The organism is Rathayibacter sp. AY2B7 (assembly GCF_002931635.1).
GTDB lineage: Bacteria > Actinomycetota > Actinomycetes > Actinomycetales > Microbacteriaceae > Rathayibacter.
The window spans coordinates 1-26,681 of sequence record NZ_PSUC01000037.1 but is presented as its reverse complement, the minus strand read 5'-3'; the positions used below and the strand labels follow the sequence as shown (position 1 = coordinate 26,681).

Genomic DNA, 26,681 nt, shown 5'->3' with positions numbered 1-26,681 from the left:
GTGATCGTCGACCACGGGCTGCAGGAGGCGTCGGCCGAGGTCGCGCGGGGACCGGCGTCGCGGGGACGGGGTCAGGGGGCCGCGGGCGCGAAGACGAGGGTGGTGCCGCGGCGGGTGGCGAGGACGCCGGGGAGGTCGACGCCCTTCTGACCGTGCCAGTCGGTGACGAGCGCGGCGACCGCCAGCGTCTGCGACCGCGAGAGCGCGACTCCGAACTCGTTCGCCACGACCAGGCGGATGATCCGCTGCCGCAGCGCCGGCGGATCCGCCGCGAGCCCGCGCGCGTCGACCGTGACGTGCCCCGCCTCGTCCTGGCCCACCAGCTCGAGCGCCCAGTCGAGGGCGAGCGCGTCGAGCGCGTCACCGTCCTCCCGCAGCTGCTCGGCCGTGCGCGCCAGAGCCTGCGCCACTCCCGGCCCCAGCTCGTCCTCCAGCACGGGCAGCACGCGGTTCCGCACCCGGACCCGCGAGTAGCGGGGGTCGTCGTTGTGCGGGTCGTCCCACGGCACGAGCCCCTGGTCGGAGCAGGCGAGGCGGGTCGTCTCGCGGCGCAGGCCCAGAATCGGCCGACGCAGCGGCCCGCTGACCGGCGCCATCCCGTGCAGCGAGGCCGCACCGGCTCCTCGCGCCAGGCCCAGCAGCACCGTCTCGGCCTGGTCGTCGAGGGTGTGGCCCAGGAGGATCGCGGCGGCGCCCGTCGCGGTCAGCGCGTCGTCGAAGGCGCGGTAGCGCGCGCTGCGGGCGGCCGCCTCCGGACCGCCCTCGGCGGACACCGTCACCACCTCGCGCAGCACCGGCGCGAGCCCCAGACCGTGCGCCTGCTCCGCCGCCCGCCGCGCGACCTCGGCCGACGCCTCCTGCAGCCCGTGGTCGACGATCACCGCGCCGGCCCGCCTCCCGCCCCGCGGGGCCTCGAAGGCGACCGCCGCCGCGAGCGCGAGCGAGTCCGCTCCCCCGCTCAGCGCGACCAGCACGAGCGCTCCGGGGTCGAGCCCGTCGAGGCTCTCGCGCACCGCCCGCCGCAGATCGGCGACGGCGGGGGTCAGGCGGGGGCGATCGGGCACATCAAGTAACGTAATGCCAGCGATCCGCCCCTCCCGCGCGCGCACCCGCGCGAGCGTTCCGGAGGCCGATCCGTCCGCCGATGCGCCGCTCACGGCGCCACCGACTCAAGGAGAGAGCATGGCCGCATACGACGTCGTCGTCGAGATCCCCAAGGGGAGCCGCAACAAGTACGAGGTCGACCACGAGACCGGTCGCGTCTACCTCGACCGCGTGCTCTTCACCTCCTTCGTCTACCCGACGGACTACGGGTACTTCGAGAACACCCTCGGCCTCGACGGCGACCCCGTCGACGCTCTGGTGCTGCTCGAGTACCCCGTCTTCCCGGGCGTGGGCGTCTCCGTCCGCCCGGTCGGCGTGCTCAACATGAGCGACGAGGCCGGCTCCGACGCGAAGGTGATCGTGGTCCCCGCGAAGGACCCGCGCTGGCAGCACATCCAGGACATCGGCGACGTCCCGGAGCAGACGAAGAACGAGATCAAGCACTTCTTCGAGCGCTACAAGGACCTCGAGCCCGGCAAGTGGGTCAAGGTCGACGCGTGGGGCGACGCCGCCGAGGCGGAGCAGATCGTCCAGGACGGCATCAAGAAGCTGGCCGAAGAGGGTCACTGACCCCTCGCACCAACGAAGGAACCCCCTCCCGTCGTCTCGACAGGAGGGGGTTCTCTCGTTGCTCGGTGCGGCCGCGGCTCAGGCGGCCGGGCGGCCGACCATGCCGGCGGGCGTGCCCCAGGTGTTCCAGATGCGCACGGGCTTGCCGTAGTCGGCGGCCTCGATGATCTGGTTGTTCCCGAGGTAGATGGCCACGTGGTAGTAGTCCCCGCCGCCGCCCCAGAAGATCAGGTCGCCGCGCTGGCGCTGGCTGTAGGGGACGAGCTTGCCGGCGCCGGCCATGGTGTTGTACTGGTTCGTCGCCGAGTGGGTGCCGATGTAGATGCCCGAGGACGCGTACGAGGCCTTGGTGAGGCCCGAGCAGTCCCACTGGTCCGGGCCCATGCCGCCGAGGACGTACTCCTCGCCGAGCTGCGCCATCGCGTACGAGATCGCGTTCTCGACGGCGCCGCTGGTCGGCACCAGGACCGGCGCGGTGACCGGCTGCGGGAGCGGCTGAGCCGCCGGCTGGGCGATCGGCTGAGCAGCGGGCTGGGCCGGAGCCGGAGCCGGCTGCTGCTGCGCGGGCTGCGGAGCGGCGGGCTGCGGGAGGGACGCGGTCTGACGCGACGGGGCGGCGGCGGCCGGAGCCGAGGACTGCTGCTGGGCGGAGCGGGCGGTGGACTGCGCCTGAGCGGCGGCCTCCGCCTCGGCCTGCGCCTGGGCGGCGGCCTCGTCGGCCTGGCGCTTCTGCTCGCCCGCGAGGTACTGGGTCTCGGCCTCGACCGAGGAGTCCTTCAGCAGCGCGAGCTGGGCGACCAGCTCCTGCGACTTCTCCTCCTGCGCCGAGAGCGACGCGCGGGCCGACTCGGCGGCGGCGTCGGCGTCCTTGCGGGCGGCGTCCGCCTCGTCCGAGAGCGCCTGGTGCTCGGTGACGGCGCGGTCGGCCTGGTCGCCGAGCGACTCCGCGTTCTGCTTGTCGGCGAGGGCGTCGGCGTAGACCTTCTGCGACTGCTCCGAGAGCTGCGACATCGCGCCGAGCTGGTAGAGCAGGTCGCCCGCGTCCTTGCCCTTGGCCACGAGGCTGGCGGAGAGGTCGCCGCCGGCGGCGCGAGAGAGGTGCGCGGCCAGCAGGCCGGCGCGCATCTTCGAGGTCTGGGCCCTGGCGGAGGCGGTGGTCGCCTTCTCCTCGAGGTCGGCGACGGCCTTCGCAGCGGCGTCGAGCGCCTCCTTGGCCTGGCGCCAGGCCTCGGCCTTCTTCATCGCGGCGATCGACTTCTCGTCGACCGCGGTCTGCAGGCTCGCGATGAGGCCGGTGATCGAGTCGATCTCGGCCTGCTTGCTCGCCTCGTCCTTCTTGGCGTTCTGCACGTCGTCCCACGAGGGGTACTTCGCGTCGTCGGCGAGGGCCGGGGTGATGCCGAGGGACGCGGTGACCGCCGTGACCGCGAAGGCGGCGGAGATGACGAGCGGGAGGCGGCCCTTCCAGGCGCGCTCCCGGGGTGCCGGGGTGAAGGTGCGTGCGGTCGTCTGTGCGTCAGCCAAGGGTGACTCCTCGTTGGGCCATGAACGGTTGGGCGTCGACGGCGGAGCCGTTGACGCGGGTCTCGAAGTGCAGGTGGCAGCCGGTGGAGGCGCCGGTCGAGCCGACGGCGGCGATCTGCTCGCCCGCCTGGACCTGCTGGCCGACGCGGACGTAGATCCCGCCGGACATGATGTGGGCGTAGCCGGTGCTGATGCCGCTGCCGTGGTCGATCAGCACCCAGTTGCCGTAGGTGCCGTTGGGGCCCGCGTAGGAGACGGTGCCGCTGTGCGCCGCGAAGATCGGGATGCCGCAGCCGCCCGCGAGGTCGGTGCCGCGGTGGTACGAGCCGGAGGATCCTCCGCCGGTCGAGATGCTGTCACGCGGGCCGAAGGTGCCTGTGATGCGGCCTCCGGCAGGGCGGACCCAGCCGGAGTCGCTGACGGCGCTGGAGCCGCCGCCGCCCGAGGGGGCGACGTACCCGCCGCCGCCACCGCTGCCGCCGCTGGACGCGGCCGCGGCTCGGGCGGCCTCGCGGCGCGCGGCCTCGGCCTGGGCGGCGGCCTGGCGGGCGGCCTCCTCCTCGGCGAGCTTCCGGAGGCGCTCGGCCTCGCGGGCGGCGACGCCGGCCTCGTACTCGGCCACGGTCTTCGACTCGGTGTCGCGGAGCGCGGCGAGCTGCTGCTCGAGCACGACGCTCTGCTCCTGCTGCTCGGCGAGCGCGGCCTCGGACGCCTCCTGGGCGGCGGTCGCCTCGGCCAGCTTCTGCTCGGCGGCGACGCGGAGGCGCTCGCGCTCCGTCTGCGCGACCTCGGCCTGGTCGGCGAGGGAGGACGCGGTGTTGCGGGCGGTGCTGGCCTGCTCGTAGATCGCGGAGGAGCGCTCGACCAGCTTGGTCATGCTCCCGATCTTCGACAGCAGCTGGTCGGCCTGGCCGGCCTTCTGGTCGAGGAAGATGTTGACGGACAGGTCGGTGCCGGTGCTGCGGTAGAGCTGCGCGGCGAGCAGGCCCGCCTGCTGCGAGGCCTTGTCGGCCTCCTCGGCGCTGGCGGCGGCCCGGTCCTCGAGCTTCTTCGACTGGTCCGAGGCCTCGTCGAACGCCTGCTGAGCGGCGAAGTGCTCGTCGCCGCGCTGCTGCGCGAGCTGCTGGGCGGAGGCGACCTCGCTCTGGAGGTCGCCGATGAGGGACGTGATCCGGTCGACCTGAGCGGCCGCGGCGGCGGTGTCGCCCTTCGCCGCCTCGACGTCGGCCCACGACGGGTACTCGACCGCCTGGGCGGGAGTGGCGACGAGCAGGCCGGCGACGAGCGCGACGACGGCGGAGGCCAGGGCAGCACCTCGGAGTCGCCCGAGTCGCGGCGCGCCGGGGAGGCGGGCGGGACGCGGACGGCGCAGGGAGTGGGGCATGGGACCTCGGGGATAGGGGGCCCTCCCTCCGCGGCGGTGCGGCTCCGGCGCGCGGGTGGGGGGAAGAGCGATTCCGCCCCACCCTAACCGCGGCCCTGCCCGATCTCCTAGACCCGGGTCAACCCCGGACGGGGTGCACGCCGCCTGCGGAACCGTCGATTTTGCATCCTGCGCCGCGGCCCCCTATGCTTGCGTGTCGGTAGTCATGGGGGGTCGGCCGCAGGGTCGCCCCGCGAGTCTCCGGCCCCATCGTTTAGTGGCCTAGGACACCGCCCTTTCACGGCGGCAGCACGGGTTCGAATCCCGTTGGGGTCACGGATGGGTCGGTACTACCAGCACCACCAGAAGTACCAGCACCACCGGAAAGTGCGCCGGCTCGAGAGGGTCGGGGCGTGAAAATAGAACAGCCTCGAAGGCAGTATGCTTGTCTTCGCAACGAGGCCCTGTAGCGCAGTTGGTTAGCGTGCCGCCCTGTCACGGCGGAGGTCGCGGGTTCAAGTCCCGTCAGGGTCGCAAAGAGGCCCTTCCGAGAGGAAGGGCCTTTTTCAGGAGATCACCTCTCCAGCGACATCACGTCGCAACGGCTCTGTAGCTCAGTTGGTAGAGCGCACGACTGAAAATCGTGAGGTCACGGGATCGACGCCCGTCGGAGCCACTGGAACCCTCGCCTAGCTTCTACATGGCGGGGGTTTCTTCGTACCCGGGAGTTCCCGCCGCCGCGATCCGCTACGTGCGCCCGTCCTGCCGATCCGGCCCGCGCCGAGCAGTGACGGCAGCCCGGATCCCGTCCAGGCGGTCTGCGTAGGCTGGCCCGGCCATGCAACCCGACGCCTTCCCGCCGCCCGATCCCGCGACGCTCGCGCCCGACTCCGCTGCGACGACGTCGTGGCCGGCCGAGCCCCTCCCCTCGGTCCACGCGCCCTACTCCTCCCTCCTCTACCTGCCCGATCCTCGGGTCCGCTGGGGCCTGCCGACCGCCGTGCTCACGATCGTCGGGATCGTCCTGCCGCTGGCCGTGCTCATCCTGCTGTTCGGGTTCGGAGTGCTCCCCTACTCCGCCGGACTCGCCTTCGCGGGGGCGCTCGCGAGCTATCTCGTCGCGCTGATCGTCCCGTTCGCGGCGTCTCGGCTGCGCGGGCTGGGCACGATGGCGGCCGACTTCGGGCTGCGGTTCCGCTGGATCGACGTGCCCCTCGGGATCGGGCTCGGCATCGCGGTGCGCGTCGTGATCCTGTTCGTGCTCGCCGCGTTCGCTCCGCTCCTCCAGGACGCGCAGGGGAACCTCGACATCGACCCCGATCCGCTGTGGTTCGTGCTGAGCTCGGTCCTCATTCCCGTCGTCGTCGCGCCGCTGGTCGAGGAGGTCCTCTGCCGCGGCGTCGTGATGCGCGCGGTGCGGAACCGGATGCTCCGGGGCTCCGCGGAGTCGGCGCCCACCCGCGGCCGCCGCGTCTGGGCGATGGTGTTCAGCATCCTGGCGTCCACGGCGGTCTTCGCCCTGCTGCACGGGCACCAGATGGTGAACCCGGCGACGATCGTGACGCTCGGCGTGACGACGGTCACCGCGGGACTCGCGCACGGCTGGATCGCGACGATCACCGGGCGGCTCGGAGCGGCGATCGTCTCGCACGCGACGCTGAACGGCTCCGCGGTGCTGCTGCTGGCGCTGCTGCCGCTGCTGACTCCGTAGGGGGATCTCGAGACGCCCGCTGCGCGGGCTGCTCGATCGGCAGGAGTCGGGGCGGCCCGATCGGCGGCGCGGGGCGGCGCGTCAGACGTCGTAGGTGCGCGCCCCGGGCAGCGGGCCGCGGACCTGGCGGTGGAGGCGCTCCATGTCGGCGTCGAGGGTGGCGGCGGTGCGGGCCGCGTCGGCGAGGCCGTCGAGGAGCTCCTGCGGGACCTGGCGATCGTACTTGTAGTAGATCTTGTGCTCCAGGCTCGCCCAGAAGTCCATCGCGATGGTCCGGAACTGCACCTCGACGCAGACGTCGACCGATCCGCCGGAAAGGAACACCGGCACCTCGACGATCGCGTGCAGGCTCTTGTAGCCGTTCTCCTTCGGCTCGGCGATGTAGTCCTTCACCTCGAGCACCGTCACGTCCGACTGCGAGGTGAGCAGGTCGAAGACGCGGTAGACGTCCGAGACGAAGCTGCAGGTGATCCGCACGCCGGCGATGTCGGTGATCGCGTCGGCGATGCCCTCGAAGGTCGTCTCGCAGCCCTTGCGCTCGATCTTCTCGATCAGGCTGTCGGCGGACTTGAGCCGGCTGGTGACGTGCTCGATCGGGTTGTACTCCTGCAGCTCGCGGAACTCCTCCTGCAGGATCGACACCTTCGTGACGATCTCGTCCATCCCGAACTTGTACTGGAGCATGAAGCGCGCGAAGTCGTCGCGCAGGGCGCGGATCTCGGCGACGGTGGTGGCGTCGAGCGCCTCGGCGACGGCGTCCGTCAGCGGAGGGACGGCGTGCGCGGGTTCGGGGATGCGGGATTCCACAGTCGGACACCCTACGCGCGGAGTCGTTCGAGACCGGTGGGAGGCGCCCGGCCTAGCCTGGGAGCGTGATCACCGAGCCCCGCCCGCTGCGCTTCTGCGCGTTCGTCATGAACACCGCCTCCCACATCCAGCACGGCCTCTGGCGCCACCCGAAGGCCCGGCAGCACGAGTTCGACGACGTGCAGCTCTGGATCGACCTCGCCCGGACGCTGGAGCGCGGCCGCTTCGACGCGATGTTCTTCGCCGACGTGGCGGGGCTCTACGGTCCGGCGGACGGCGACTGGGACGTCAACGCCCGCGAGGGGCTGCAGCTGCCCAGCAACGACCCGTCCGTGCTGCTCTCGGCCCTGGCGGTGAGCACCGAGCACCTCGGCTTCGCATTCACGAGCTCGGTGCTGCAGTCGCATCCGTTCGACTTCGCCCGGAAGGTCTCGACCCTCGACCACCTCTCGAGGGGGCGGATCGCCTGGAACATCGTCACCAGCGCCCTCGACGGCGCGGCCCGCAACTTCGGCTACGACCGGCTCGAGGAGCACGACGAGCGCTACGCCTGGGCGCAGGAGTACCTCGACGTGGTCTACAAGCTGTGGGAGGGCTCGTGGGACGACGGCGCGCTCCTGCGCGACAAGAGCGGCTCCTTCGCCGACCCGGCGCGCATCCACCGCATCGACCACGTCGGGAAGCGCTACCGCGTGCAGGGGCCGCACCTCTCGGCTCCGTCGCCCCAGCGCACCCCCGTGCTCTTCCAGGCCGGCTCCTCCCCGGCGGGCCGGCGCTTCGCCGCGCGGAACGCGGAGGCGCAGTTCGTGTTCTCGGGGTCGCCGGAGAAGACCCGCGAGCTGATCGAGGACACGCGGGCCCTCGCCGCGGCGGCCGGTCGCGGAGCGGGCACCCCCTCCTTCTACCTGGGGCTCTCCTTCATCACCGGCGACACGGAGGAGGAGGCGCGCCGCGCTGAGCGCGAGATCGACGAGTACCTCTCCTCGGACGCGTTCCTCGTGCACTCGAACCTCGGCTTCGACCCGGCGACGGGCGAGAAGCTCGACCCCGACCTGCCGCTCTCGGCGATCGAGACCTACGCCGGCCAGAGCCACCTGCAGTGGATCCGCGACGCCTCCCCCGACCGCGAGCCGACCGTCCGTGATCTGGCCCGGCTCTCGGCGAAGCTGCGCGGACGGGTCGTCGGCACTCCGGAGCAGATCGCCGACCACCTGGCGGGCTGGCGCGACGCGGGGATCGACGGGATCAACGTCGTCAACTGGATCCTGCCCGGCAGCTACGAGGAGTTCGTCGACCGGGTGATGCCGGTGCTCCAGGAGCGGGGCCTCGCGCAGACCGAGTACGCCGAGGGGACGCTGCGCCGCAAGCTGTTCGGGACGGACGAGCTGCCGGCGACGCACCCGGCGCGGGCGTACCGCGGGGCGTTCGCGGGCTGAGCCCTCGCGGGCCGGGCTCTGCGCGTCCACTGCCCCTGCACCGGCTGCCCGCCCCGCCCCGCGCTCTCCGCCGAGCGGGGGACGCGAGGGCGGGCGCGGCTCCGTAGCGTCGAGGGATGATCCAGACCTGGGGAGTCCTGACCGCGCTGTACGGAGTCGTCGTGACGGCCGTCGCGGTGCTCGCGATCGTGCTGCTGGTGCTGCTGTGCCGCCTGGTGCTCGCCGCGCGCGAGAACCTGCAGGCCTCGACGCGGCTGCGCGAGCTGCAGATCGAGCGGATGCTTCTCGAGGACGAGTAGCGGACGCGCGACGCCGGCCGCGATCAGGTCCTCGGCGAGGAGCAGTCGCGGCCGACGACGCGCGGTCCGGTCAGGGCAGAGCGGGTCGCGCCTCCGGGCGGGGCGCCCGCGGGATGAGCAGGCCGAGGGCGACGGCGACCAGCGCTCCGATCGCGCCGATCACGAACGTGGTCTCGAAGCCCTGCGAGCTCGGCAGCTGCACGTCGCCGACGGACACGGTCAGCTGCGCGAGCACGCCCGCGGTCACGGCGGAGGAGAGCGTCGTGCCGAGGGTGCGCATCAGCGAGTTCAGCCCGTTCGCGGCGGCGGTCTCCGAGGCGGGGACGGCGTGCATGATGAGTGTCGGCATCGCGGCGTAGGCGAGGCCCAGGCCGACCCCGATGAGGGCGTTGATCACCAGGATCTGCCACACCTCGCCGCCGAACGGGAGGATCAGCAGGTACGAGACCGCGATCAGCCCGGAGCCGGCGATCAGCACGAGCCGCGGCCCGGACTGCGCCGAGAGGCGGGCGGCGAGCGGGGACGTCGCCATCATCGCCAGGCCCGAGGGGGCGAGCACGAGGCTCGCCACGATCAGGCTCAGGCCGAAGCCGACGCCCGACGCGGCGGGCAGCTCGAGGCGCTGCGGCAGGGTGATTTGGGCGCCGAAGAACGCGAAGCCGACCGCCACCGAGGCGAGGTTGGTGAAGAGCACGGCGGGGCGGGCGGCCACCCGGAGGTCGACGAGCGGGCTCTCCTGCCGCAGCTCGTACCAGCCCCAGAGGAGCAGGACTGCGATGCCGCCGAGGCCGGAGCCCAGGATCGCGGGGCTCGTCCAGCCGGAGTCGTTGCCGCGCGAGACGGCGATCAGCACGCCGCTCAGTCCGAGGGCGAGGCCGATCGTGCCGACCACGTCGAAGGTGCCGGGCGAGCGCAGCGTCGACACCGGCACGACCAGGAGGACGAGGACGATGTCGAGAACGCCGAGGCCCGCGGACATCCAGAACAGGACGTGCCAGTCGGTGTTCTGCGCGATGAGGGCGCTGAGCGGCAGGCCGAGCGCGCCGCCGATGCCGAGGGTCGCGCTGACCAGGGCGATCGCGCCGGGGAGCCGGTCGCGGTGGAGGGTGTCGCGGAGGATCGAGATGCCGAGCGGGATGACGCCCATCACGGCTCCCTGGAGTGCCCGGCCCACGACCAGCGTCCACACGTCGCCCGCGAAGGCGCACACGATCGAGCCGATCACGAGCACGACCAGCGCGGCCACGGCCATCCGCCGCTTGCCGTAGAGGTCGCCGAGGCGGCCGGAGACCGGGGTGAGGATGCAGGCGCTGAGCAGCGTCGCGGTGATCACCCACGCGGTCTCGGTGCGGTCGGCGCCGAGCAGCGTCGGCAGCTCGGATTGGATCGGGACGACCAGCGTCTGCATGAAGGAGGCGCTCATCCCCGCGAAGGCGAGGACGGCGGTGGTGAGGCGCGGGTCCGGCGAGCGGGTCAGGGAGCGTCTGTCGGAGTCGGGCACGGCGGTCCTTCGTGTCGGCGGCGGACGCGCACCCGGACCGCGGCGGCGGGCGGGCCGTCGTCGGCGGGATCGTATCGCTCGGCTCTGCTTTCGACCGGCTCGGGGCTCAACAGCGCGGGCCGCCGCTTTGTTCCCTCCTCCTCTCTTCCCGCGCGCGTCGGGCAGGACGAGGATGGGCGGATGATCGACATCGAGAGCTGGATCGCCGGCTACGAGAAGGCCTGGGCCACGGACGACGCGGCCGACGTGGCCGCACTGTTCACCGAGGACGCCGAGTACTTCACGGCGCCGCACCGTGACGCGATCACTCCGCGCGACGCGATCGTGGAGTGGTGGCGGGCGGAGGAGGAGCCCGCCGACCCGACGTTCGCGTGGGGCCTGGTCGCGCTGACGGAGGAGACCGCCGTGGTGGAGGCGCGCACCGTCTACCCGGGCGACCGCACCTACCTGAACCTCTGGGTCATCCGCTTCGCCCCCGACGGGCGGGCGCGCTCGTTCACCGAGTGGTACATGGAGGAGCCGGCCGACTCCGTGTCCTGACCCGCGCGGTTCCCCATCGAGCGGCGAGGAGCCCTCAGCGGCGCCGGGTCAGAGCTGCGCGGCGGCGAAGGTGTCGCAGTCGATGGCGTCGCCCTCGAAGCCGGCCTGGAACCAGCGCTGGCGTTGCTCGGCCGAGCCGTGCGTCCACCCCTCCGGATCGACGGTGCCGGTGGCCTGCTCCTGGATGCGGTCGTCGCCGACGGCGGCCGCGGCGCCGAGCGCGTCCTGGTACTCCTGCGCCGTCACCGGCTTGAGGTAGGGCGTGCCGGTCTCATCGGGCACCGTCGAGGCGTCGCCCACCCAGGCGCCGGCGAAGCAGTCGGCCTGCAGCTCGAGGCGCACCGAGTCCGACTCGGGGCCGGTGCCGGAGCGGTCCGCCGACTCCATCGCGCCGGTCAGGTTCTGGATGTGGTGGCCCCACTCGTGGGCGAGGATGTACATCTGCGCGAGCGATCCGCCCGAGGTGTCGAACCGGGTGCGCAGCTCGTCGAAGAAGTCGGTGTCGAGGTAGATCGTCCGGTCCGGCGGGCAGTAGAACGGGCCGACCGCGGCGGTCGCGCTCCCGCAGCCGGTGGTGGTGCTGTCCTCGAACAGGTCGACGCCGGTCGGGGTCGTGTAGGCGACTCCGAGGGTCGGCGTCTGCTCGCCCCAGTAGCGGTCGAGCGACTCGGCCGCACCCTCGAGGCGGCAGTCGACCTGCGTGTTCGCGTCGGCGCCGCTGTCGCAGGCCACCGCGGTGGAGGTGACGCCCTCCGGCGAGGACCCGCCTCCGCCGAACACCTCGCCGAGGCCCGAGAGGTTCACACCGAGCAGCTGCGAGAGCAGCGCGAGCACGACCACGCCCACCGCGCCCCCGCCGACGGCGATGCCGGTGGTGCGGCCGCGGCGGCGGACCTTGCCGCCGCTGAGCTGGGAGTCGTCGTTGAAGGTCATGCCGACGAAGCTAGCGCTCCGCGGACAGGCTCCGCTCGGGCTTGCGGTCAGCCCCAGCGCGACTCGCTGGCCGAGCGGATGATCTCGAGCAGCGCCTCGCGCAGGGGGCCGTGCTCGAGCGAGCCCGGGAACATGTCGACCTCGAGGCGGTGCGCCCGGCGCCAGGCCTCGCCGCCCGCGTCGGTGAGCGCGACGAGCTGCCGGCGGCGGTCCGACGGGTCCGTGGTGCGCGAGACGTGGCCCTCGCGCTCGAGGCGCTCGATGGTGCGCGACATGGTCTGCACCTCGACGTGGGCCGCGGCGGCCAGCTCCTTCTGCGCGACGGGGCCCGCCTGCAGGAGGTGCAGCACGATCAGGCCGGCGTGGGTGAGGCCGATCTCGGCGAGGGCGCCGTGCCAGGCGTGCTCGACCATCCGGGAGGCGGTGGAGAGCAGCCGGCCGGTGGGCCAGTCCTCCATCCCGGAGGCGTCGTCCGCGCGCATCTGATCAGGGTAGACCCGCTCCCGGGGCACGACGGCACCGGGCGCGGGACGCTCAGGCACGGGCGCCCGAGCATCCCGGCCGCGAGGCGCGGACCGCCCCGCCCGTCAGGACGCGAAGCGGTCCGTCGCCTCGATCAGCGCGTCGAGGATCCCCGGCTCGTCGAAGGCGTGGCCCGCGTCGGCGATCATCCGGAAGTCGGCCTCGGGCCAGGCCCGGTGCAGGTCCCAGGCGGTGAAGGCCGGGGTGCACATGTCGTAGCGGCCCTGCACGATGACGGCCGGGATGTCGCGGAGGACGCCGGCGTCGCGGATCAGCTGCCCCTCCTCCAGCCAGCCCCTGTGCACGAAGAAGTGGTTCTCGATGCGGGCGAAGGCGAGCGCGAAGACGGGATCGGACCAGTCCGCGATCAGCTCCGGCTTCTGCAGGAGGGTGATGGTCGACGCCTCCCAGGTGGTCCAGGCGACACCGGCGGGGCCGTGCACGGCGGGGTCCGCGTCGTGGAGCAGGCGGTAGTACGCCTCGATGAGGCTGCCCCGCTCGCCGGCCGGGACGACGGAGGTGTAGCCCTCCCAGAGGTCCGGGTAGACCGCGGCGGCGCCGCCCTCGTAGAACCACTCGAGCTCGGCGCGGCGGAGGGTGAAGATCCCGCGGAGGACGATCTCGCTGACCCGCTCGGGGTGGGTCTCGGCGTAGGCGAGGGCGAGGGTCGAGCCCCAGGAGCCGCCGAGCACGAGCCAGCGCTCGACGCCGAGGTGCTCGCGGAGGCGCTCGATGTCGGCGACCAGGTACCAGGTGGTGTTGGTCGAGAGGTCGGCCTCCGGCTCGCCGGCGTGCGGGGTGGAGCGGCCGCACATCCGCTGGTCGAACAGCACGATGCGGTACTTCTCGGGGTCGAACAGCCGGCGGTGGGCGGGCGAGGTGCCGGCTCCGGGGCCGCCGTGCAGGAACACGACGGGCTTGCCCTCGGGGTTGCCCGAGACCTCCCAGTAGAGCGAGTGGCCGTCGCCGACGTCGAGCATGCCGGAGTCGTGGGGCTCGATCTCGGGGTACAGAGTGCGCATGGCCCGCACCCTACCGACTGTCAGGGTCGCTGTCCGCGAGGCGGGCGGTCCGTTACCGGAGAGGGCGGGAGCGCCCGCGTCCACCCGGCGCACCCGCATCCCGCGGTCGTTACTGTGGAGCGGACCTGCACGCCCCCGTCGAAGGAGCCCCCATGCCCACCACTGTGCGCGGCGTCATCGCCCGGTCGAAGGGCGCTCCCGTGGAGCTCGTCGACATCGTCGTCCCCGACCCGGGCCCGGGCGAGGCCGTGGTCGACATCGAGACCTGCGGTGTCTGCCACACCGACTTCCACTACCGCGAGGGCGGGATCAGCGACGACTTCCCCTTCCTCCTCGGCCACGAGGCGGCCGGACGGGTCAGCGCGATCGGAGAGGGAGTCACCCACGTCGCGGTCGGCGACTTCGTGGTCCTCAACTGGCGCGCGGTCTGCGGCGAGTGCCGGGCCTGCACCCGGGCCGAGCCCTGGTACTGCTTCGACACCTTCAACGCGACGCAGCGGATGACCCTGGAGGACGGCACCGAGCTCAGCCCCGCCCTCGGGATCGGCGCCTTCGCCGAGAAGACCCTCGTGCACGCGAAGCAGTGCACGAAGGTCGATCCGGAGGCGGACCCCGCCGCGGTGGGCCTGCTCGGCTGCGGGATCATGGCGGGCCTCGGCGCGGCGATGAACACCGGGAACGTGGCGCGCGGCGACTCCGTCGCGGTCATCGGCTGCGGAGGAGTCGGCACGGCCGCCGTGGTCGGCGCCGCTCTCGCGGGCGCCGGCACGGTCATCGCGATCGACCGGGACCCCAAGAAGCTGGTCGCGGCCGAGAGGCTCGGCGCCACGCACGTCATCGACTCCAGCGGCCTCGACGAGGCGGGCGTCGTCGCGGCGGTGCAGGCTCTGACGAAGGGCTTCGGAGCGGACGTCGTCATCGACGCCGTGGGCCGCCCCGAGACCTGGCGCCAGGCGTTCTACGCCCGCGACCTCGCCGGGACCGTGGTGCTGGTCGGGGTGCCGACTCCCGAGATGACGCTCGAGATCCCCCTGCTCGACGTCTTCGGCCGCGGCGGCTCGCTGAAGTCGAGCTGGTACGGCGACTGCCTGCCGGAGAGGGACTTCCCGATGCTGACCGGCCTCTACCTCCAGGGCCGCCTGCCCCTGGACGAGTTCGTGAGCGAGCGGATCGGGATCGAGGACATCGAGGAGGCCTTCGCCACGATGGCCGGCGGCGACGTGCTCCGCTCGGTGGTGGTGCTCTGATGGGCGCGCGGATCGAGCAGCTCGTCACGAGCGGCACCTTCAGCCTCGACGGCGGCACCTGGGACGTCGACAACAACGTCTGGATCGTCGGCGACGACTCCGAGTGCGTCGTCATCGACGCCGCCCACGACGCGGACGCGATCCTCGCGGCCGTCGGCGAGCGCCGACTCCTCGCCGTGCTGCTGACCCACGGGCACGACGACCACCTCGACGCGGTCGAGGGAGTCCGCGCTGCGACCGGCGCCCCGGTGCTGCTCCACGAGGCCGACCGGATGCTGTGGGACGCCGTGCACCCCGGCACGGCCCCGAGCGGCGCCCTGGTCGACGGGCGGATCGTGCCCGTCGCCGGCGTCGAGCTCGAGGTGCGGCACACCCCGGGCCACACCCCCGGCGCCGTCTGCTTCGTCGCCGAGGCGCTCGGCACGGTGTTCACCGGCGACACGCTCTTCCAGGGCGGGCCGGGGGCCACCGGCCGCTCGTACAGCGACTTCCCGACGATCATCGACTCGATCACGGAGCGCCTGCTGACGCTGCCCGCCGAGACGGTCGTCCGGACCGGTCACGGCGACTCGACGACGATCGGGGCGGAGGCGCCGCACCGCGAGGAGTGGATCGCGCGCGGGCACTGACCGGGCGGGGCCGGCGCAGAGGCTGCCGGCCCTCCCGCTTCGGCGTTCTGCTCGCCCGGATGTCCGACGGGTGTGAGAGTTTCGCAACCGATGGTCGTACTCCCTTGTTACCGTGAACAATCGCCGGTACCGTGCGAAGACCACACCGCAGGCGGGATCCCCCGTCCGCCCACCGGTTCGCTGCAGAACCCGAGAGGACACGTCGACGATGACGTCACGACCCCCGGGCGGAGGCGGGCCCTCGCGCCTGCTCGCCGCCACCCTCGCCGCCTCCGCGACGATCGCCCTCGCCGCCGGCGCCGCCGTGCCGGTCGCCGTCGCCGCGACAGCGGCGACCACTCCCGCGCAGAGCCTGCTCGCGGACTTCACCTTCGACACCGCCCCGAGCGGAGGCGCCTTCACCGACAGGTCGACCCGCGCCGCCGTGAAGGGCACGCCGACCCTCGTCGCCGGCCGCACCGGGCAGGGCAGCGCCGTCTCGCTGTCGTCCTCGTTCTGGCTCGACCTCACTGCGACCGACGGGCAGCCGCTGCTGAAGGGTCGCGACTCCGTCACTCTGTCGTACGACTCCAAGCCCGCCGCCGCGGACAACGTCGGCTGGTCGGTCTTCGCCGCTCGCTCGGCCGCGACCCAGGACTACGCCCAGGAGAAGTACGTCGGCGTCCTCGACAGGACGAACGGCATCACCGTCGAGCGGTACGCCAACAGCGGCGCCCGCGACTCCTCGGGCAACCTCACCGGCCCGAGCAGCACGGAGTGGAAGCACGTCGATCTCGTGCTGAGCGCCGGCACCGCCCGCCTCTACGTCGACGCGAAGCCCGTCGCCGTCACGACGGCCGGCCCCTCGCTCGCGACGGTCCTCGGATCGACCGGCGGAGTCCTGCAGATCGGCAAGGCCAACTGGGGCGGCGGGGAGTACTTCACCGGACTCCTCGACAATCTGCGCGTCTACGACCGCGCCCTGACCGGGGCCGAGCTGGGCGCGACGAGCAGTCCCGTGGCGACCGACCTGCGCGCCGCCCTCGACGTCCCCACGACCGTGCTCGGCGACCTGCCCGCGCAGGTCCTCGGGAACACCGTGACGTGGACCGCCTCCGGCGCCGGCGCCGCGCGCGTCTCCTCCACCGGCGCCGTGAACCTCTCGGGCCTCACCGCTCCCGTCGCCGTCCGCCTCCAGGCAGCCGTCGCCGGGCAGACCTACGCGTGGGACAGCACCCTCGCCGTGCCCGGCGGGCGCATCGCCACATCCGTCAAGACCGTCACCACGACGAACGGAGTGAAGGACGACCCGCTGGCGTACAACGACGACCGCCGCGCGGACTCGCTCTTCACGGCCGCACTGCCCGCCGGCGCGACCACCTGGGAGCCGCTGAACCGCTCGCAGTCGATCCTCTCCGTCCTCAAGGACGGCGATCAGGCGCAGCGCCCGAACGCCCAGATGGGCTCGCCGCTGCTGTTCCGCTCGAAGGACGGCTCGCTCGGCGCGGTCTCGTCGCAGAACAACGCCACGGACTCCGTCTACCTCTGGAGCTCCGCCGACGGCCGCACGTTCCGCGACCAGCGCGTCCTCCGGGTCGCGCCGGGCTCGGTCGTGACCGACCCGCGGATCGTCTTCGACTCCGCCCTCGGCGTCTACAAGCTGTTCTGGACCGATCTGCTCACCACCGAGGGCCGCGTGACGCTGTTCACGGACCTCGCCTCCGGCACCGCTCCCGGAGCGACCACCCGCGCCGACGCCCGCGTCCCCGGTGTCCAGGGCTCGGGTCTCCCCGCCGGGTTCACCCAGGGCCAGGCCGGCGAGACGGCGCTGACCTCGACCGAGTTCAGCACGTTCTACCGCGAGTACGTCGACCTGAAGAACACCGGTGTGAAGTCGCTCAGCGGCTCCGTCGACTCCGGCGCCGGATCCGCTGCGATCGCCGCCGCGCTCCCGGGGCAGGCCGTGATGGAGTACAACGACGGCTCGACCAAGTCGCTCAACGTCGACTGGCAGGACGATCTGACCACCGCCGTCGACACCTCGCGTCCCGGGACCTACCGGGTCACCGGCTCCGTCCAGCAGGACCCCGAGGCGATGGTCAACGAGGCCCGCGCGGATCCGCACGTCTTCTTCAACGAGGACGACGGCTACTACTACCTCACGGGCTCGCACTACGGTCAGGACTCGCTCGGCCCGATCGAGGAGAGCTCCAGCTACCGCAAGATCGGCCTCAAGCGCTCGAAGACCATCGCCGGTCTCGACTCCGCTCCCGAGCAGATCGTGATCGACCCCGACGCCGGCACGCCCGGTCGCCAGAGCCAGTACCCGAACACCTTCTACGGCTGGGGCGGATACATCTGGGCGCAGGAGTTCCACAAGATCAACGGCACCTGGTGGATCGTCGCCGGCATGAACAAGGGCTACGCGCCTGTGGGCGGCTGGTGCGACAACACCGTCCTGATCCCCTACACCGGGACCGACGCCTCGATCGCCGAGGGCGGATTCCTCGACCAGACGAAGTGGGGCGAGCCGGTCGTCCTCGAGGGCGCGGCCTTCGACGTCAGCTACATCGACCGCCAGGAGAACGGCGCCACCCAGGGCTACTGGGTCCTGCCCAACGGCAACACGCTCTCCCTCGCCAAGGCGACGATGGGGCCCAAGGGCACCGTCCCGCTGGTGACCGGTGCGGTCAGCCGCATCTACGGCGAGAGCCAGCCGTGGGAGTCGGGCAAGCGCTCGCCGACCCCGTCCGACACCACCGAGGGCAGCGACCAGGGCGTCGTCGAGGCGCCGTTCATCGTGTCCAAGGGAGGACGCATGTACCTCACCTACTCGGGCGGAACGGTCGACAAGTACTACTCGCTCGGCCTGCTCACGGCCGACGCGAGTGCCGACCTCCTCAACCCCGCGACGTGGACGCAGACCGCGTTCCCCGTGCTGGACACCGAGGACACCTACCTGGGCCGCCTCGGCGCGGACGAGACGCAGTACTTCTCGCGCCAGCAGGCCGGCACCGGGCACAACTCGTTCGTCGAGGACGAGTCGGGCAACCTGCTCCTCGCCTACCACGCCCGCCCCTACCCGGACCCGCACACGGCGACCGATCCGCAGAACGCGGGCGGCCTGTTCGATTCGGACCGCAACACCTGGTTCAAGGGCGTGAACATCCGCGCGAGCGGCCGGCTCGACCTCTCGCTCTCGAAGGAGCAGGAGGTGGCCTCGGCCAACCGCACCGTCACGGCGACGATCACCGTGAAGGCGCCGGCTGTGCCCGTCACCGCCACTGCAGCGGCTCGCTGCGTCGCGGGCAAGGTGGTGGTCACGCTGACCACTGTCAACAAGGCCGCGTCGACCGCCGACCTCCGCTGGAACACCCTGTGGGGCGCGAAGACGCAGCAGATCGATGCGGGCCGGACCGCCTCGCTGGCCGTGACCACGCGGGCCGCCTCGGTCGCCGCCGGGACCGTCCAGGGGGTCGCCACCGTCGGCAGCGCCTCCGCTCCCGTGAGCGCCGCCTACCCGGCGCTCCGCTGCGGCTGACCTGACCGGGTCCTCCGACCGACGACGCCCGGCCGCCTCTCACCTGAGGGCGGCCGGGCGTCGTCGTTCCGGTCTGCGGTGATGTGCCGGGCGACCGGTTCGCGACCCTCGATGATCTCGGCGGTGCAGCCGGCATCGCGGGAGGAGACCCACCGGATGAAGTGGCCGCGTCGCACGACCGCACCGTTGCGATCCACGAGTCACTCCTCATCGGGGGGAGGTCGTCGGTCGACGAGGTACGGGGTGTCGTGAATCGGACTGGAAGGGGCGAGCCGGTCTGTCGCTCCTGCACGAACCGGTCCCACCGTCTCACTGGACGAGGGCGACGTCCGCCTCGTCCCAGGCGCGGTCGAGGTCCTCCTTCCTCCCTCGGAGGAGGAGGAATCCGATGGGACGGGCCAGAACGCCGTGATCGCGACCGTCAGGGCGAGGTTCGCGAGCCCGGCCCCAGCGGTCCCGTTCCGAGAACGATCTGGAAGGAGAACGCGAGAGAGAGGACGGCGCCGATCATCGGCTCGTCAGCGGGTCAGCAGCGCGACGTGGATCTCCTCGGCGAGGAGGTCCAGTGCTCTGGCATGGGACGCCAGGAAGGCCCGGCCGTCGCGCGTGATCGAGAAGCGCTCGATGCGCTGCAGCGGGGTCCTCCTGCCTCTCTCGAGGAGCACCAGACCGTGGCGTGAGAGCCGGAGGAGGCGCTTGCGCACCTCGACGACATCGACCCGGTCGCCGGAGCGGTGGTCGAGAACCTCTCGGAGGCGGGACTCGTCGCGGTTCTCGCCGGTCGCGAGCGCGATCAGGATGAAGACGTCGGTGCTGCAGTCGAGCCCGCAGGCTCCGCAGCGGTTCGTGCACCGCGCAGGGCGTGCGAGGGACACGAGGAATCGATCGAGGCGCATCACGGGTGTCTCCTGGGGAACGGCGGTCTCCTGCTGCAACGGGAGGAAGGGGGGCTGGGCCGGTCACCGCCGGGGGGACTCAGGAGAGAGGGAGGGCGTTGCCGTTGATCAGCAGGAGGTCGTGTCCTCCGACCGCAGCTGCGCTGCCGGCCGCTCCGTCGTCCTTCTCCTCGGTGAGGGTGTGCGACTGCGCGACCTTCGTCAGCACGGGCCCGATCGTCGGGACCGTCCCGGCCCTCCTGCTGTGGTGCATCTCGTCGGTCGTCCTTCTGAGGTGGCGGCACTGCAGGGCGGCGCAGTGCCGGTCGGGGGCGGGACGACGAGGGAGCGGGCGATCGTGGCGCCCGCTCCCTCACCGTCTCAGCGGCAGCTGCGCGCCGGGTAGTCGACGCTCGTCTGCGTGCTGACCGTCTTCCCGTCGACGACGGCCCTTCCTGTCGCGGCCACCGACCCCGCGGGGATCGAGACCGCTCGGGTGGTGACGGCGCTCGACGCGGACGATCCCGGAGCGACTCCGGTCACGGTCTTCGAGCCGAAGGCGGTGACGGTCGTGATGTCCATGATCGAGCGGCTGTCGTTCTTGACCACAGTGGTCAGGACGACCTTCCCGCTGACGCAGCGGGTCGACGCCGTGGCGGTCACGGTCAGGGGCGACGTGACGGTGACCTTGGCGGTCACAGTCCGGTTCGCGGGTGCGACCTCCTCCGTCGGCGTCAGGTCGAAGACCGGCCGGCCGTCGGCGGCGTAGTGGATGCGGGCGAGACGGGTGTCGCGTCCGTCACCCCCGACTCCGTTGCCCCAGGTGTGGTAGACGTACACGTCGTTGCCGTCCTCGTCCTGGGTGACGGCTCCGTGGCCGGGACCCTGCTCGTAGGTGCGGTAGTCGAGGACGCCGTCGGGCAGGGGGACGCTCTGCAGGAGCGGGGCGTCGTACTTGGTCCAGCTCGCGATGTCGGTCAGGTCACTGCCCTCCTTCGCCCAGGCGCCGCCCACGATGTACTTCGGGCTGACGCCGCTGCTGGAGTAGACGAGCGTGATCTTCCCGTCGCGCTGGATCGCGAACGCTCCCTCGGACAGGTGGTCCTCGAACGTCAGCGAGGGCACGATGATCGGGGTCGGCTCGCCGATGACGCGGGTGGGGTTCGCGGGATCGACCTTGGCGATCCAGGTCGCCGGGTCGCTCACTCCGTTGTCGACGTAGCGCTGGGACCAGGCGTAGTACGCAGTTCCACCGGACTCGAAGTAGGTCATGTCGAGGCTGATGTTGCGTCCCGTGCCGGGGCGTCCGAGGGCGCTCCCATCGCTCTTCACGACGGCGCGCGGCGCGCTCCAGTCGGAGGGGTTCGCGGGGTCTCCGCCGTCGCGCAGCTGCATGATGTGCGCCTGCACCGTGAACCACTGACCGTTCTGGTTCGACTGGTCGTTGTCCGGGTTGAAGCACGGGGCGAACAGGATGGAGAGCTTGCCGCCGATCTCGTGGATCTCGGGGGCCCAGTAGCAGCCCGCGATCACCTTGCCCTCGGCGGTGCGGTCCATCCGCGTGGTGCGGTTGAGGAGGTCCACCTCGAGGGCCCGTCCGCCGTTGTCGTCGCTGAGCTGGTCGATGCTGTCGGCGACCCGGATCGGCAGGTGCTGCGAGGCGACGTTGTTGTTGTTCGTGTCGTCCGTGGCGGTGAAGAGGTACTGCGTCTTCCCGTTGCGCTCGTAGCGGTAGATCGTCGGATCCGCGCGGTTGTAGGCGAACGGCTCGTTGTACTGCCGCTGGCGGACGGTCCCGGAGAGGTCGTACGTTCCCGGGCCCTTCGCAGCGAGGTCGGCGAGCTGCTGCTGGTTCCAGTCGATGCCGAGGCTGCCGGTCGAGCCGTCGTTGTAGGAGAGCTGCGCCTTCACTCCGGACAGGGCGGAGGTGTCGCCCTGATCGATCGTCTGCGGTGCGACCGAGGATCCGGTGTTGACCGTGCGGCCGAACCTCTTCACGAGCGAGTCGGCGACGGAGCCGGAGACCGTCAGCGCGCCGCCCGGCAGAGCGTCGGCGACGTGGCCCGGGACTCCGGAGAGGTCGGGAGCGGCGACGGTGGCGGGGCTTCCTCCGAGGACCGCACCGCGGTTCCCGTCGGTCACGACGACGCTGCGACGGCCGCCGTCCTTCGGCCAGAACGCCTGCGCGCGGAGCTCGGTGCGGGCGAGGTCAGTGACGGTCGTGTACTTCGCAGCCCCGGAGGAGTCCGTCCAGGAGACGAGGTAGCGGTTCTGATCGGTGTCGTAGACGGCCTTCGGCGCGACGACGCCGCCGGTGGTGCCGAGGTCGATGAGGCCGAGCTCGGTGAAGTCGGACGCGGTGGCGTCCGTGGCCTTGAAGACCAGAGCGCTCGAGGTCCCGGTGCCGTCGGACGCGCCCGACTGCAGGACGCGCGTGGCGATCACGCCGACGGTGCCGTCGGCGAAGGTGAACAGCGCGGGGTTCGCGAGGCCGCGGGCGTCGGCCTTGTCGGTTCCGAGGAAGACCCCGTCGGCGAAGAGGACTCCCGAGTTGCCCGAGAGCGGTGCTGCGTCGGCGACGGACGAGCCGAGTGCCAGGTGGAGGCCGCGGGCGATCGTGTCCTGGTTCGCCTTGTCCTCGCCGGTCGGCGTCCGGGTGTACGACACCACGGTCTTCGCCGTGGAGGCGCTGAGGACGGTGGTGCGGAAGGTCTTCGTCAGCGTGGTGGCGCCGACCTTCACGGAGGCGGTGAGCGCGAGCGCCCGGTCGGTCGCCGTGTCGTTCACGAGGCGGCCGCCGGACAGGCCGGCGCCGTCCGCACTCCACGACACGGTGTAGCCGGCGACCGTGGGCAGAGCGGTTCCGGAGGCGACGGTCGGCGGGACGACGAGGGCGGTGCGCAGGCGCGCCGTGGCGTCGGCCTCGGTGTCGGCGGCGACGGTGACGGTTCGCGCGGTGCCGGTGGCGGCGGATCCGGCGAAGGTCGCGGTCGGGGTCAGGGTCACGGTGGCGTTCGCCGATCCGGGTGCCGGGCGGCGCACGGAGCCGTCGGTGCCGATCACCGCGGGGTCGCTGCTCGCCCACGTGAGAACGGAGCCGCCCGCGCCGCGGGTCGGCAGGGGGAGGTCGCTGGTGACGGGCCCGGTGACGGCGATGGTCGCCGCGGCGGCGTCCGATGCGGCGATCGCGGCGGCGGCCGGAGCCGCGTCCTCGCGCACCTGGTCCTGGGTCAGGGCGGAGGAGTAGACGTGCACGTCGTCCATCGCCCCGGCGAAGAGGGGGTCGGGGCCGTAGAACGACTTGCCGAGGAGGCCGGAGAAGGCGGAGGTGCCGACAGTCGCCGCTCCGGTCGCGGAGGTCGGGGTGGTCTGGGCGAGCCGGCCGTCGACGTAGGTCGAGACGCTGACGCCGCTGCGCAGGACGACGGCGACGTGGCTCCAGCGACCGGTGGCGGCGGGACCGGAGTCGGCCGCACGCTGCTCCGAGCCGTTCTTCACGGCGCCGATCAGGTTGCCTCCGCACTGGGGCGTGGTGAAGAGGTACCGCTCGGTCGACTGCCCGAGCGCGTACGCCCAGCTGCAGCTCTGGTTCCCCTCCCAGCGCAGCCAGGCCGACATGGTCACATCGGTGGTGGCCGCCGTGGTCAGTCCGGGCGCGATCTCGGCGTAGGCGGCGGAGCTGCCCGCGGCACCGCCGGGGAGGCGCAGTGCGCGGTCGGTGCCGCCGCGCGGACCGGCGACGGTCGTCGCTCCGGTCCCGCGCACGGTGGCGGAGCGGCCGGCAGCGGAGTCGGTCAGGGTCGTGCCCGCGCCCACGGCGGAGCCGACAGCGGCGGACGAGGAGAAGTCGTAGGAGAGGACCGGGCTGGGCACCGCGGCCTGTGCGGGTGCCGCGCCGAGCGCAGCCCCTCCCGCTGTCAGGCTCGCGGCGACCAGGAGGGCCGTCGTGCGTCGGAACCGCATTGTTCGTCTACTTCCGTGGGAGAGGTGGATGCGGGGAGCACGGACCCAGGGTCCATGCTCCCCTGCTCCGGTGGCCGGAGGCCCCGGAACGGAGGAGGACAGGGGAGGGGCGGCTGGACGCCGCCCCTCCCCTGTCACCGGCCTAGCGGCAGGTGAGCGCCGAGTACGGCGCGGTGGCCGTCCTGGTGCCGTTCGCGTCCTTCGAGGCGACGCTCACCTCGCCCGCGGTGACCGAGGTCGCCCGGGTGGTGAAGGCGGCGGACACGGACTTGCCGGGAGCGACCCCGGCGAAGGTCCTGCTCCCCCACTGCGAGCCGACGGTCATCTCGACCGTGGAGCCGCTCGTGTTGGTGCCGGTCGCGGTGACCGTCACCTTGCCGGCGACGCAGCGGCTCGCGGCCGAGGCCGTCAGCGACGGTCCGGGAGGAGCCGTGGCGGTGATGGTGGCGATGGCCGGCGTCGCTGCCGAGTTGGCGAGCTGTCCGCGCACCTGCACGGTGTCGCCCGCCTTCTTCAGCGAGCTGAGATCGGCGGTCGCCCACGTCACGGCGACCGTCTCACGGTGGCCGTCCTTGAACGTCGCGCCCACCGTGGCGGGCAGGTCGACGGTGGTCGATCCGGCCTGCACGGTCCGCGCCACGGCGTCGATCGAGGTCACCAGGAGCGACGGGTTCCACTTCGCGGCGAGCCCGTCGCGCTCCTTCGCGGTGATGGAGACGACGGATCCGTGGCGGGGCGACGTCGGCAGCGAGAAGCTGCTGGGGATCGTCCACTGGATGTCGCCCTCGAGCGAGTTCGTGCCGAGCGGGATGTAGCCGCGTCCGCCGTAGTTGTCGGTCCAGAGGAAGTACTTGTACCCCGCCCGGTCGCCCTCGTTGGTCTTGAAGATCTCGGGACCCTCGACCTCCGGCGTTCCGGCGGTGCGGCCGATGCAGGTGTCGATGAGGCTCCACGCTCCGGAGGCGGTGGTGGCGCGGAGGTTCGTCGACTTCTGTCCGATGATGTCGGGCGAGGGGCAGCCGCTGGTCTGGGTCGCCTTCGTGAAGCGGTAGTAGGTGTCGCCGTCCTTGAGCATCGTGGCGTCGATCAGTCCGTTGCTCTTGTTGAGCGAGGGGACGTCAGCGGCCTTGAACCAGACCTCGGGGGTGGTGAAGTCGCGGAAGTCGCGCGTGGTGGACGTGAGGATCTGCGGTCCGTTGCCGTCCTCGACGTTGCGGGTGCTGTCGGTGAAGAGGGCCGAGGTCCAGTAGACGACGTACGCGTCGATGGTGGGGTCGTAGGTGGCCTCCGGCGCCCAGGTCATGCCCGCGTTCGGCAGGTTGACCTCGACGTGGCGCTGCTGGCCCCAGTTGACGAGGTCCGTGGACTCCCAGATCTCGAGGTAGCGGCTGCCGCGGTTGGTCGAGCCGCCGAAGCCGGTGGTGCCGACGGAGAGGTCGGTGGCCATCAGGAAGAAGCGGTCGCCCTCCTTCGAGCGGAAGATGAACGGGTCGCGCAGGCCCTTCGTGCCCAGGGTCGAGGTGAGGATCGGCTGCGCGTCGTTCAGGGTCTTCCACGTGAGCGAGTCGTTGCCGTCGGAGGTCGCGAAGCGGATCTTCTCGCCCTCGATGCTGTCGCCGGTGAAGTAGGCGAACAGGTACGCGTCGAGGTCGCTCGCGGCGACGGGGGCCGCGGCCGGAACGGTGCGCGGGAGGGTCCGGACGAGGGGCGTGGTGCCGGGGACGGTGATCGTCGCGGTGAGGGTGACGGTGGTGTCGGCGGACGGACGCGTGAGCGAGCCCTTCGCGACGACGTTCGGCGCAGTGCCCTTGTCGGCGGAGGTGATGACGGCCTCGTTCGACGAGGTCCAGGTCACCACGGCGCTGGCGCTGTTCGCGCGCGCGGCGGTGGTGGCGACGTCGGCTCCGGTCGAGGGCAGGTTCAGGCTGCCGCGCACCGGTCCGGCGAGGGCGGGATCGTTGGCGATGCCGTCGGCGACGGCCCGGGCGAGCTCGGCCTCGGCGCTGTCACCGGCGGCGTACGCCGGGACGGAGACGGTGGTCGCTCGGCCGACGACGGTGATGCCGCCGTGGACGGCGGTCGGGGTCAGCGTGACGGTGGCGTCCGGGCTGCCCGCGGCGGGCCGGGTGACGACGCCGCTGGTGCTGACGACGCCGGGGGCGCTCGACGTCCAGGTGATCGTGGAGCCGTTGGCGCCGGTCGTGGGGAGAGTGAGGTTCGAGGTGACGTTCGAGGTGTCACCGAGCGAGACGGCGGCGTCCTGGTTCGCGAGCACCGAGTGCACGGACGCGGCGCTCTGCTGCACCTGGCCGGCGGTGAGCGCGGAGGTCCAGACCTGCATGTCGTCGATCGCGCCGGCCCAGTAGGCGTCCGCGCCGTAGAAGGACTTGCCGAGGAAGCCGGAGAACGTGGAGGTGCCGATCGCCGAGGCGGCGGTGAAGGTCGTGCTGCCCTGGCCGACGAGGGTTCCGTCGAAGTAGGTCGAGACCGACTGGCCGCCCTTGACGACGACCGCCATGTGCACCCAGCGGTTCGCGGCGACCGGAGTGGTGCCTGCGGCCCGCACCTCGGAGCCGCTCTTGATCGCGCCGAAGCCGGCCGGTCCGCACTTCGTGGTGGAGAGGACGTGGGAGTCGACGCTGGAGCCGAGCGTGAAGGGCCAGGTGCAGTCCGGAGCACCGCTCCAGCGCAGCCAGGCGGACATCGTGACGTCCTGCGTGCCGGCGGGGATCAGGCCCGGGGCGATCCGGACATGGGGGGCGGCCGACGTGCTGGATCCGCCCGGGAGCGAGAGAGCACGGTCGGTGGAGGCGCCGGAGGGGCCGGCGACGCTGGTCGCGCCGGAGTTGATCAGGGTCCCGGGGTGGTTGCCCGGAGCGGAGTCGGCGACGACGGCTCCGTTGGCGAGCGTCGCGCCGATGCCGTCGAACGAGTACTGCAGCGCGGGAGCGGGGACGGTCTCTGCGGCGCCGGCGGCGCCGATCGGTCCGAGGACGCCGCCGAGGCAGGCGATGGCGAGCGTCAGCGCGGCGCCCGCTCGGGGGAGGCGTGAGCGCCGGGTGCGCTCCTGCCGGGGGGTTCGTGACATGGGGGGTCCTTCAGGTGAGGGGTGGAG

General features: G+C 72.2%; 20 protein-coding genes and 3 tRNA genes. 11 read left to right on the top strand and 12 right to left on the bottom strand.

Annotated elements, in window-relative coordinates:
• Positions 1-71 precede the first annotated feature (71 nt).
• Entirely contained in the window at positions 72-1,064 is a 993-nt protein-coding gene (tilS, locus tag C5C27_RS08340) for a tRNA lysidine(34) synthetase TilS (RefSeq protein WP_104272967.1), read from the bottom strand.
• A 118-nt stretch (positions 1,065-1,182) separates the two neighbouring features.
• Between tilS and ppa the strand changes: the two genes are divergently transcribed.
• Positions 1,183-1,674, top strand: a complete 492-nt coding sequence (ppa, locus tag C5C27_RS08335; RefSeq protein WP_068255683.1) for an inorganic diphosphatase — start codon at positions 1,183-1,185, stop codon at positions 1,672-1,674.
• A 78-nt stretch (positions 1,675-1,752) separates the two neighbouring features.
• Here the strand turns inward: ppa and C5C27_RS08330 are convergent, their stop codons facing one another.
• On the bottom strand, positions 1,753-3,198 hold the full coding sequence (locus tag C5C27_RS08330; protein WP_258066560.1) for an NlpC/P60 family protein: 1,446 nt from the start codon (positions 3,196-3,198) through the stop codon (positions 1,753-1,755).
• A complete protein-coding gene (locus C5C27_RS08325) occupies positions 3,191-4,582 on the bottom strand; it encodes a peptidoglycan DD-metalloendopeptidase family protein (protein WP_104291751.1) in 1,392 nt (463 codons plus the stop codon). Before C5C27_RS08325 ends, C5C27_RS08330 begins: the two co-directional genes overlap by 8 nt.
• A 242-nt stretch (positions 4,583-4,824) precedes the next feature.
• On the opposite strand from C5C27_RS08325, the gene C5C27_RS08320 reads away from it, so the two are divergent.
• The 4 genes from C5C27_RS08320 (at position 4,825) to C5C27_RS08305 (ending at position 6,272) form a co-directional block, all read left to right on the top strand.
• Positions 4,825-4,897: transfer RNA gene (locus tag C5C27_RS08320), tRNA-Glu, on the top strand.
• A 124-nt stretch (positions 4,898-5,021) separates the two neighbouring features.
• Positions 5,022-5,095, top strand: a tRNA-Asp gene (locus tag C5C27_RS08315).
• Positions 5,096-5,164: 69 nt separating this feature from the next.
• Positions 5,165-5,237: transfer RNA gene (locus C5C27_RS08310), tRNA-Phe, on the top strand.
• Between the two features lie 162 nt (positions 5,238-5,399).
• Positions 5,400-6,272, top strand: a complete 873-nt coding sequence (locus C5C27_RS08305) for a CPBP family intramembrane glutamic endopeptidase (protein WP_104314107.1) — start codon at positions 5,400-5,402, stop codon at positions 6,270-6,272.
• An 81-nt stretch (positions 6,273-6,353) separates the two neighbouring features.
• Here C5C27_RS08305 and C5C27_RS08300 read toward each other — a convergent pair whose 3' ends face one another.
• Complete coding sequence (locus C5C27_RS08300) at positions 6,354-6,956, bottom strand: GTP pyrophosphokinase family protein (RefSeq protein ID WP_104234325.1); 603 nt, start codon at positions 6,954-6,956, stop codon at positions 6,354-6,356.
• A gap of 230 nt (positions 6,957-7,186) precedes the next feature.
• Between C5C27_RS08300 and C5C27_RS08295 the strand changes: the two genes are divergently transcribed.
• Together C5C27_RS08295 and C5C27_RS08290 are read left to right on the top strand one after the other, a co-directional pair.
• Positions 7,187-8,515: an NtaA/DmoA family FMN-dependent monooxygenase gene (locus C5C27_RS08295; protein ID WP_374955278.1), complete on the top strand. Its 1,329-nt coding sequence runs from the start codon at positions 7,187-7,189 to the stop codon at positions 8,513-8,515.
• 116 nt (positions 8,516-8,631) lie between these two features.
• A complete protein-coding gene (locus C5C27_RS08290) occupies positions 8,632-8,814 on the top strand; it encodes a hypothetical protein (protein ID WP_104224402.1) in 183 nt (60 codons plus the stop codon).
• A gap of 70 nt (positions 8,815-8,884) precedes the next feature.
• Here the strand turns inward: C5C27_RS08290 and C5C27_RS08285 are convergent, their stop codons facing one another.
• A complete protein-coding gene (locus C5C27_RS08285; RefSeq protein ID WP_258066559.1) occupies positions 8,885-10,315 on the bottom strand; it encodes an MFS transporter in 1,431 nt (476 codons plus the stop codon).
• A gap of 180 nt (positions 10,316-10,495) precedes the next feature.
• Between C5C27_RS08285 and C5C27_RS08280 the strand changes: the two genes are divergently transcribed.
• Complete coding sequence (locus C5C27_RS08280) at positions 10,496-10,855, top strand: nuclear transport factor 2 family protein (RefSeq protein ID WP_104234314.1); 360 nt, start codon at positions 10,496-10,498, stop codon at positions 10,853-10,855.
• Positions 10,856-10,903: 48 nt separating this feature from the next.
• Here the strand turns inward: C5C27_RS08280 and C5C27_RS08275 are convergent, their stop codons facing one another.
• The 3 genes from C5C27_RS08275 to pip all read right to left on the bottom strand — a co-directional run bounded on the left by C5C27_RS08275 (position 10,904) and on the right by pip (position 13,332).
• Positions 10,904-11,788, bottom strand: a complete 885-nt coding sequence (locus C5C27_RS08275; protein WP_104247848.1) for a neutral zinc metallopeptidase — start codon at positions 11,786-11,788, stop codon at positions 10,904-10,906.
• 47 nt (positions 11,789-11,835) lie between these two features.
• Entirely contained in the window at positions 11,836-12,270 is a 435-nt protein-coding gene (locus tag C5C27_RS08270; protein WP_104224399.1) for a MarR family winged helix-turn-helix transcriptional regulator, read from the bottom strand.
• 105 nt (positions 12,271-12,375) lie between these two features.
• Complete coding sequence (gene pip, locus C5C27_RS08265; protein WP_104226020.1) at positions 12,376-13,332, bottom strand: prolyl aminopeptidase; 957 nt, start codon at positions 13,330-13,332, stop codon at positions 12,376-12,378.
• Between the two features lie 152 nt (positions 13,333-13,484).
• On the opposite strand from pip, the gene C5C27_RS08260 reads away from it, so the two are divergent.
• From C5C27_RS08260 to C5C27_RS08250, 3 genes are all read left to right on the top strand, one after another.
• A complete protein-coding gene (locus C5C27_RS08260; RefSeq protein ID WP_104314106.1) occupies positions 13,485-14,579 on the top strand; it encodes an S-(hydroxymethyl)mycothiol dehydrogenase in 1,095 nt (364 codons plus the stop codon).
• Positions 14,579-15,208: an MBL fold metallo-hydrolase gene (locus tag C5C27_RS08255; RefSeq protein ID WP_104247850.1), complete on the top strand. Its 630-nt coding sequence runs from the start codon at positions 14,579-14,581 to the stop codon at positions 15,206-15,208. The genes C5C27_RS08260 and C5C27_RS08255 overlap by 1 nt, the downstream gene beginning before the upstream one ends.
• Positions 15,209-15,416: 208 nt before the next feature.
• Positions 15,417-18,728, top strand: a complete 3,312-nt coding sequence (locus C5C27_RS08250; RefSeq protein ID WP_104314105.1) for a family 43 glycosylhydrolase — start codon at positions 15,417-15,419, stop codon at positions 18,726-18,728.
• 518 nt (positions 18,729-19,246) lie between these two features.
• On the opposite strand, the gene C5C27_RS08240 is transcribed toward C5C27_RS08250, so the two are convergent.
• The 4 genes from C5C27_RS08240 to C5C27_RS08230 form a co-directional block, all read right to left on the bottom strand.
• On the bottom strand, positions 19,247-19,627 hold the full coding sequence (locus tag C5C27_RS08240) for a hypothetical protein (protein WP_146079630.1): 381 nt from the start codon (positions 19,625-19,627) through the stop codon (positions 19,247-19,249).
• Between the two features lie 76 nt (positions 19,628-19,703).
• A complete protein-coding gene (locus C5C27_RS17990) occupies positions 19,704-19,877 on the bottom strand; it encodes a hypothetical protein (protein WP_181068307.1) in 174 nt (57 codons plus the stop codon).
• 107 nt (positions 19,878-19,984) lie between these two features.
• On the bottom strand, positions 19,985-23,566 hold the full coding sequence (locus C5C27_RS08235; protein ID WP_104314103.1) for a family 43 glycosylhydrolase: 3,582 nt from the start codon (positions 23,564-23,566) through the stop codon (positions 19,985-19,987).
• A gap of 142 nt (positions 23,567-23,708) precedes the next feature.
• Complete coding sequence (locus tag C5C27_RS08230; protein WP_104314102.1) at positions 23,709-26,654, bottom strand: immunoglobulin-like domain-containing protein; 2,946 nt, start codon at positions 26,652-26,654, stop codon at positions 23,709-23,711.
• Between the last annotated feature and the right edge of the window lie 27 nt (positions 26,655-26,681).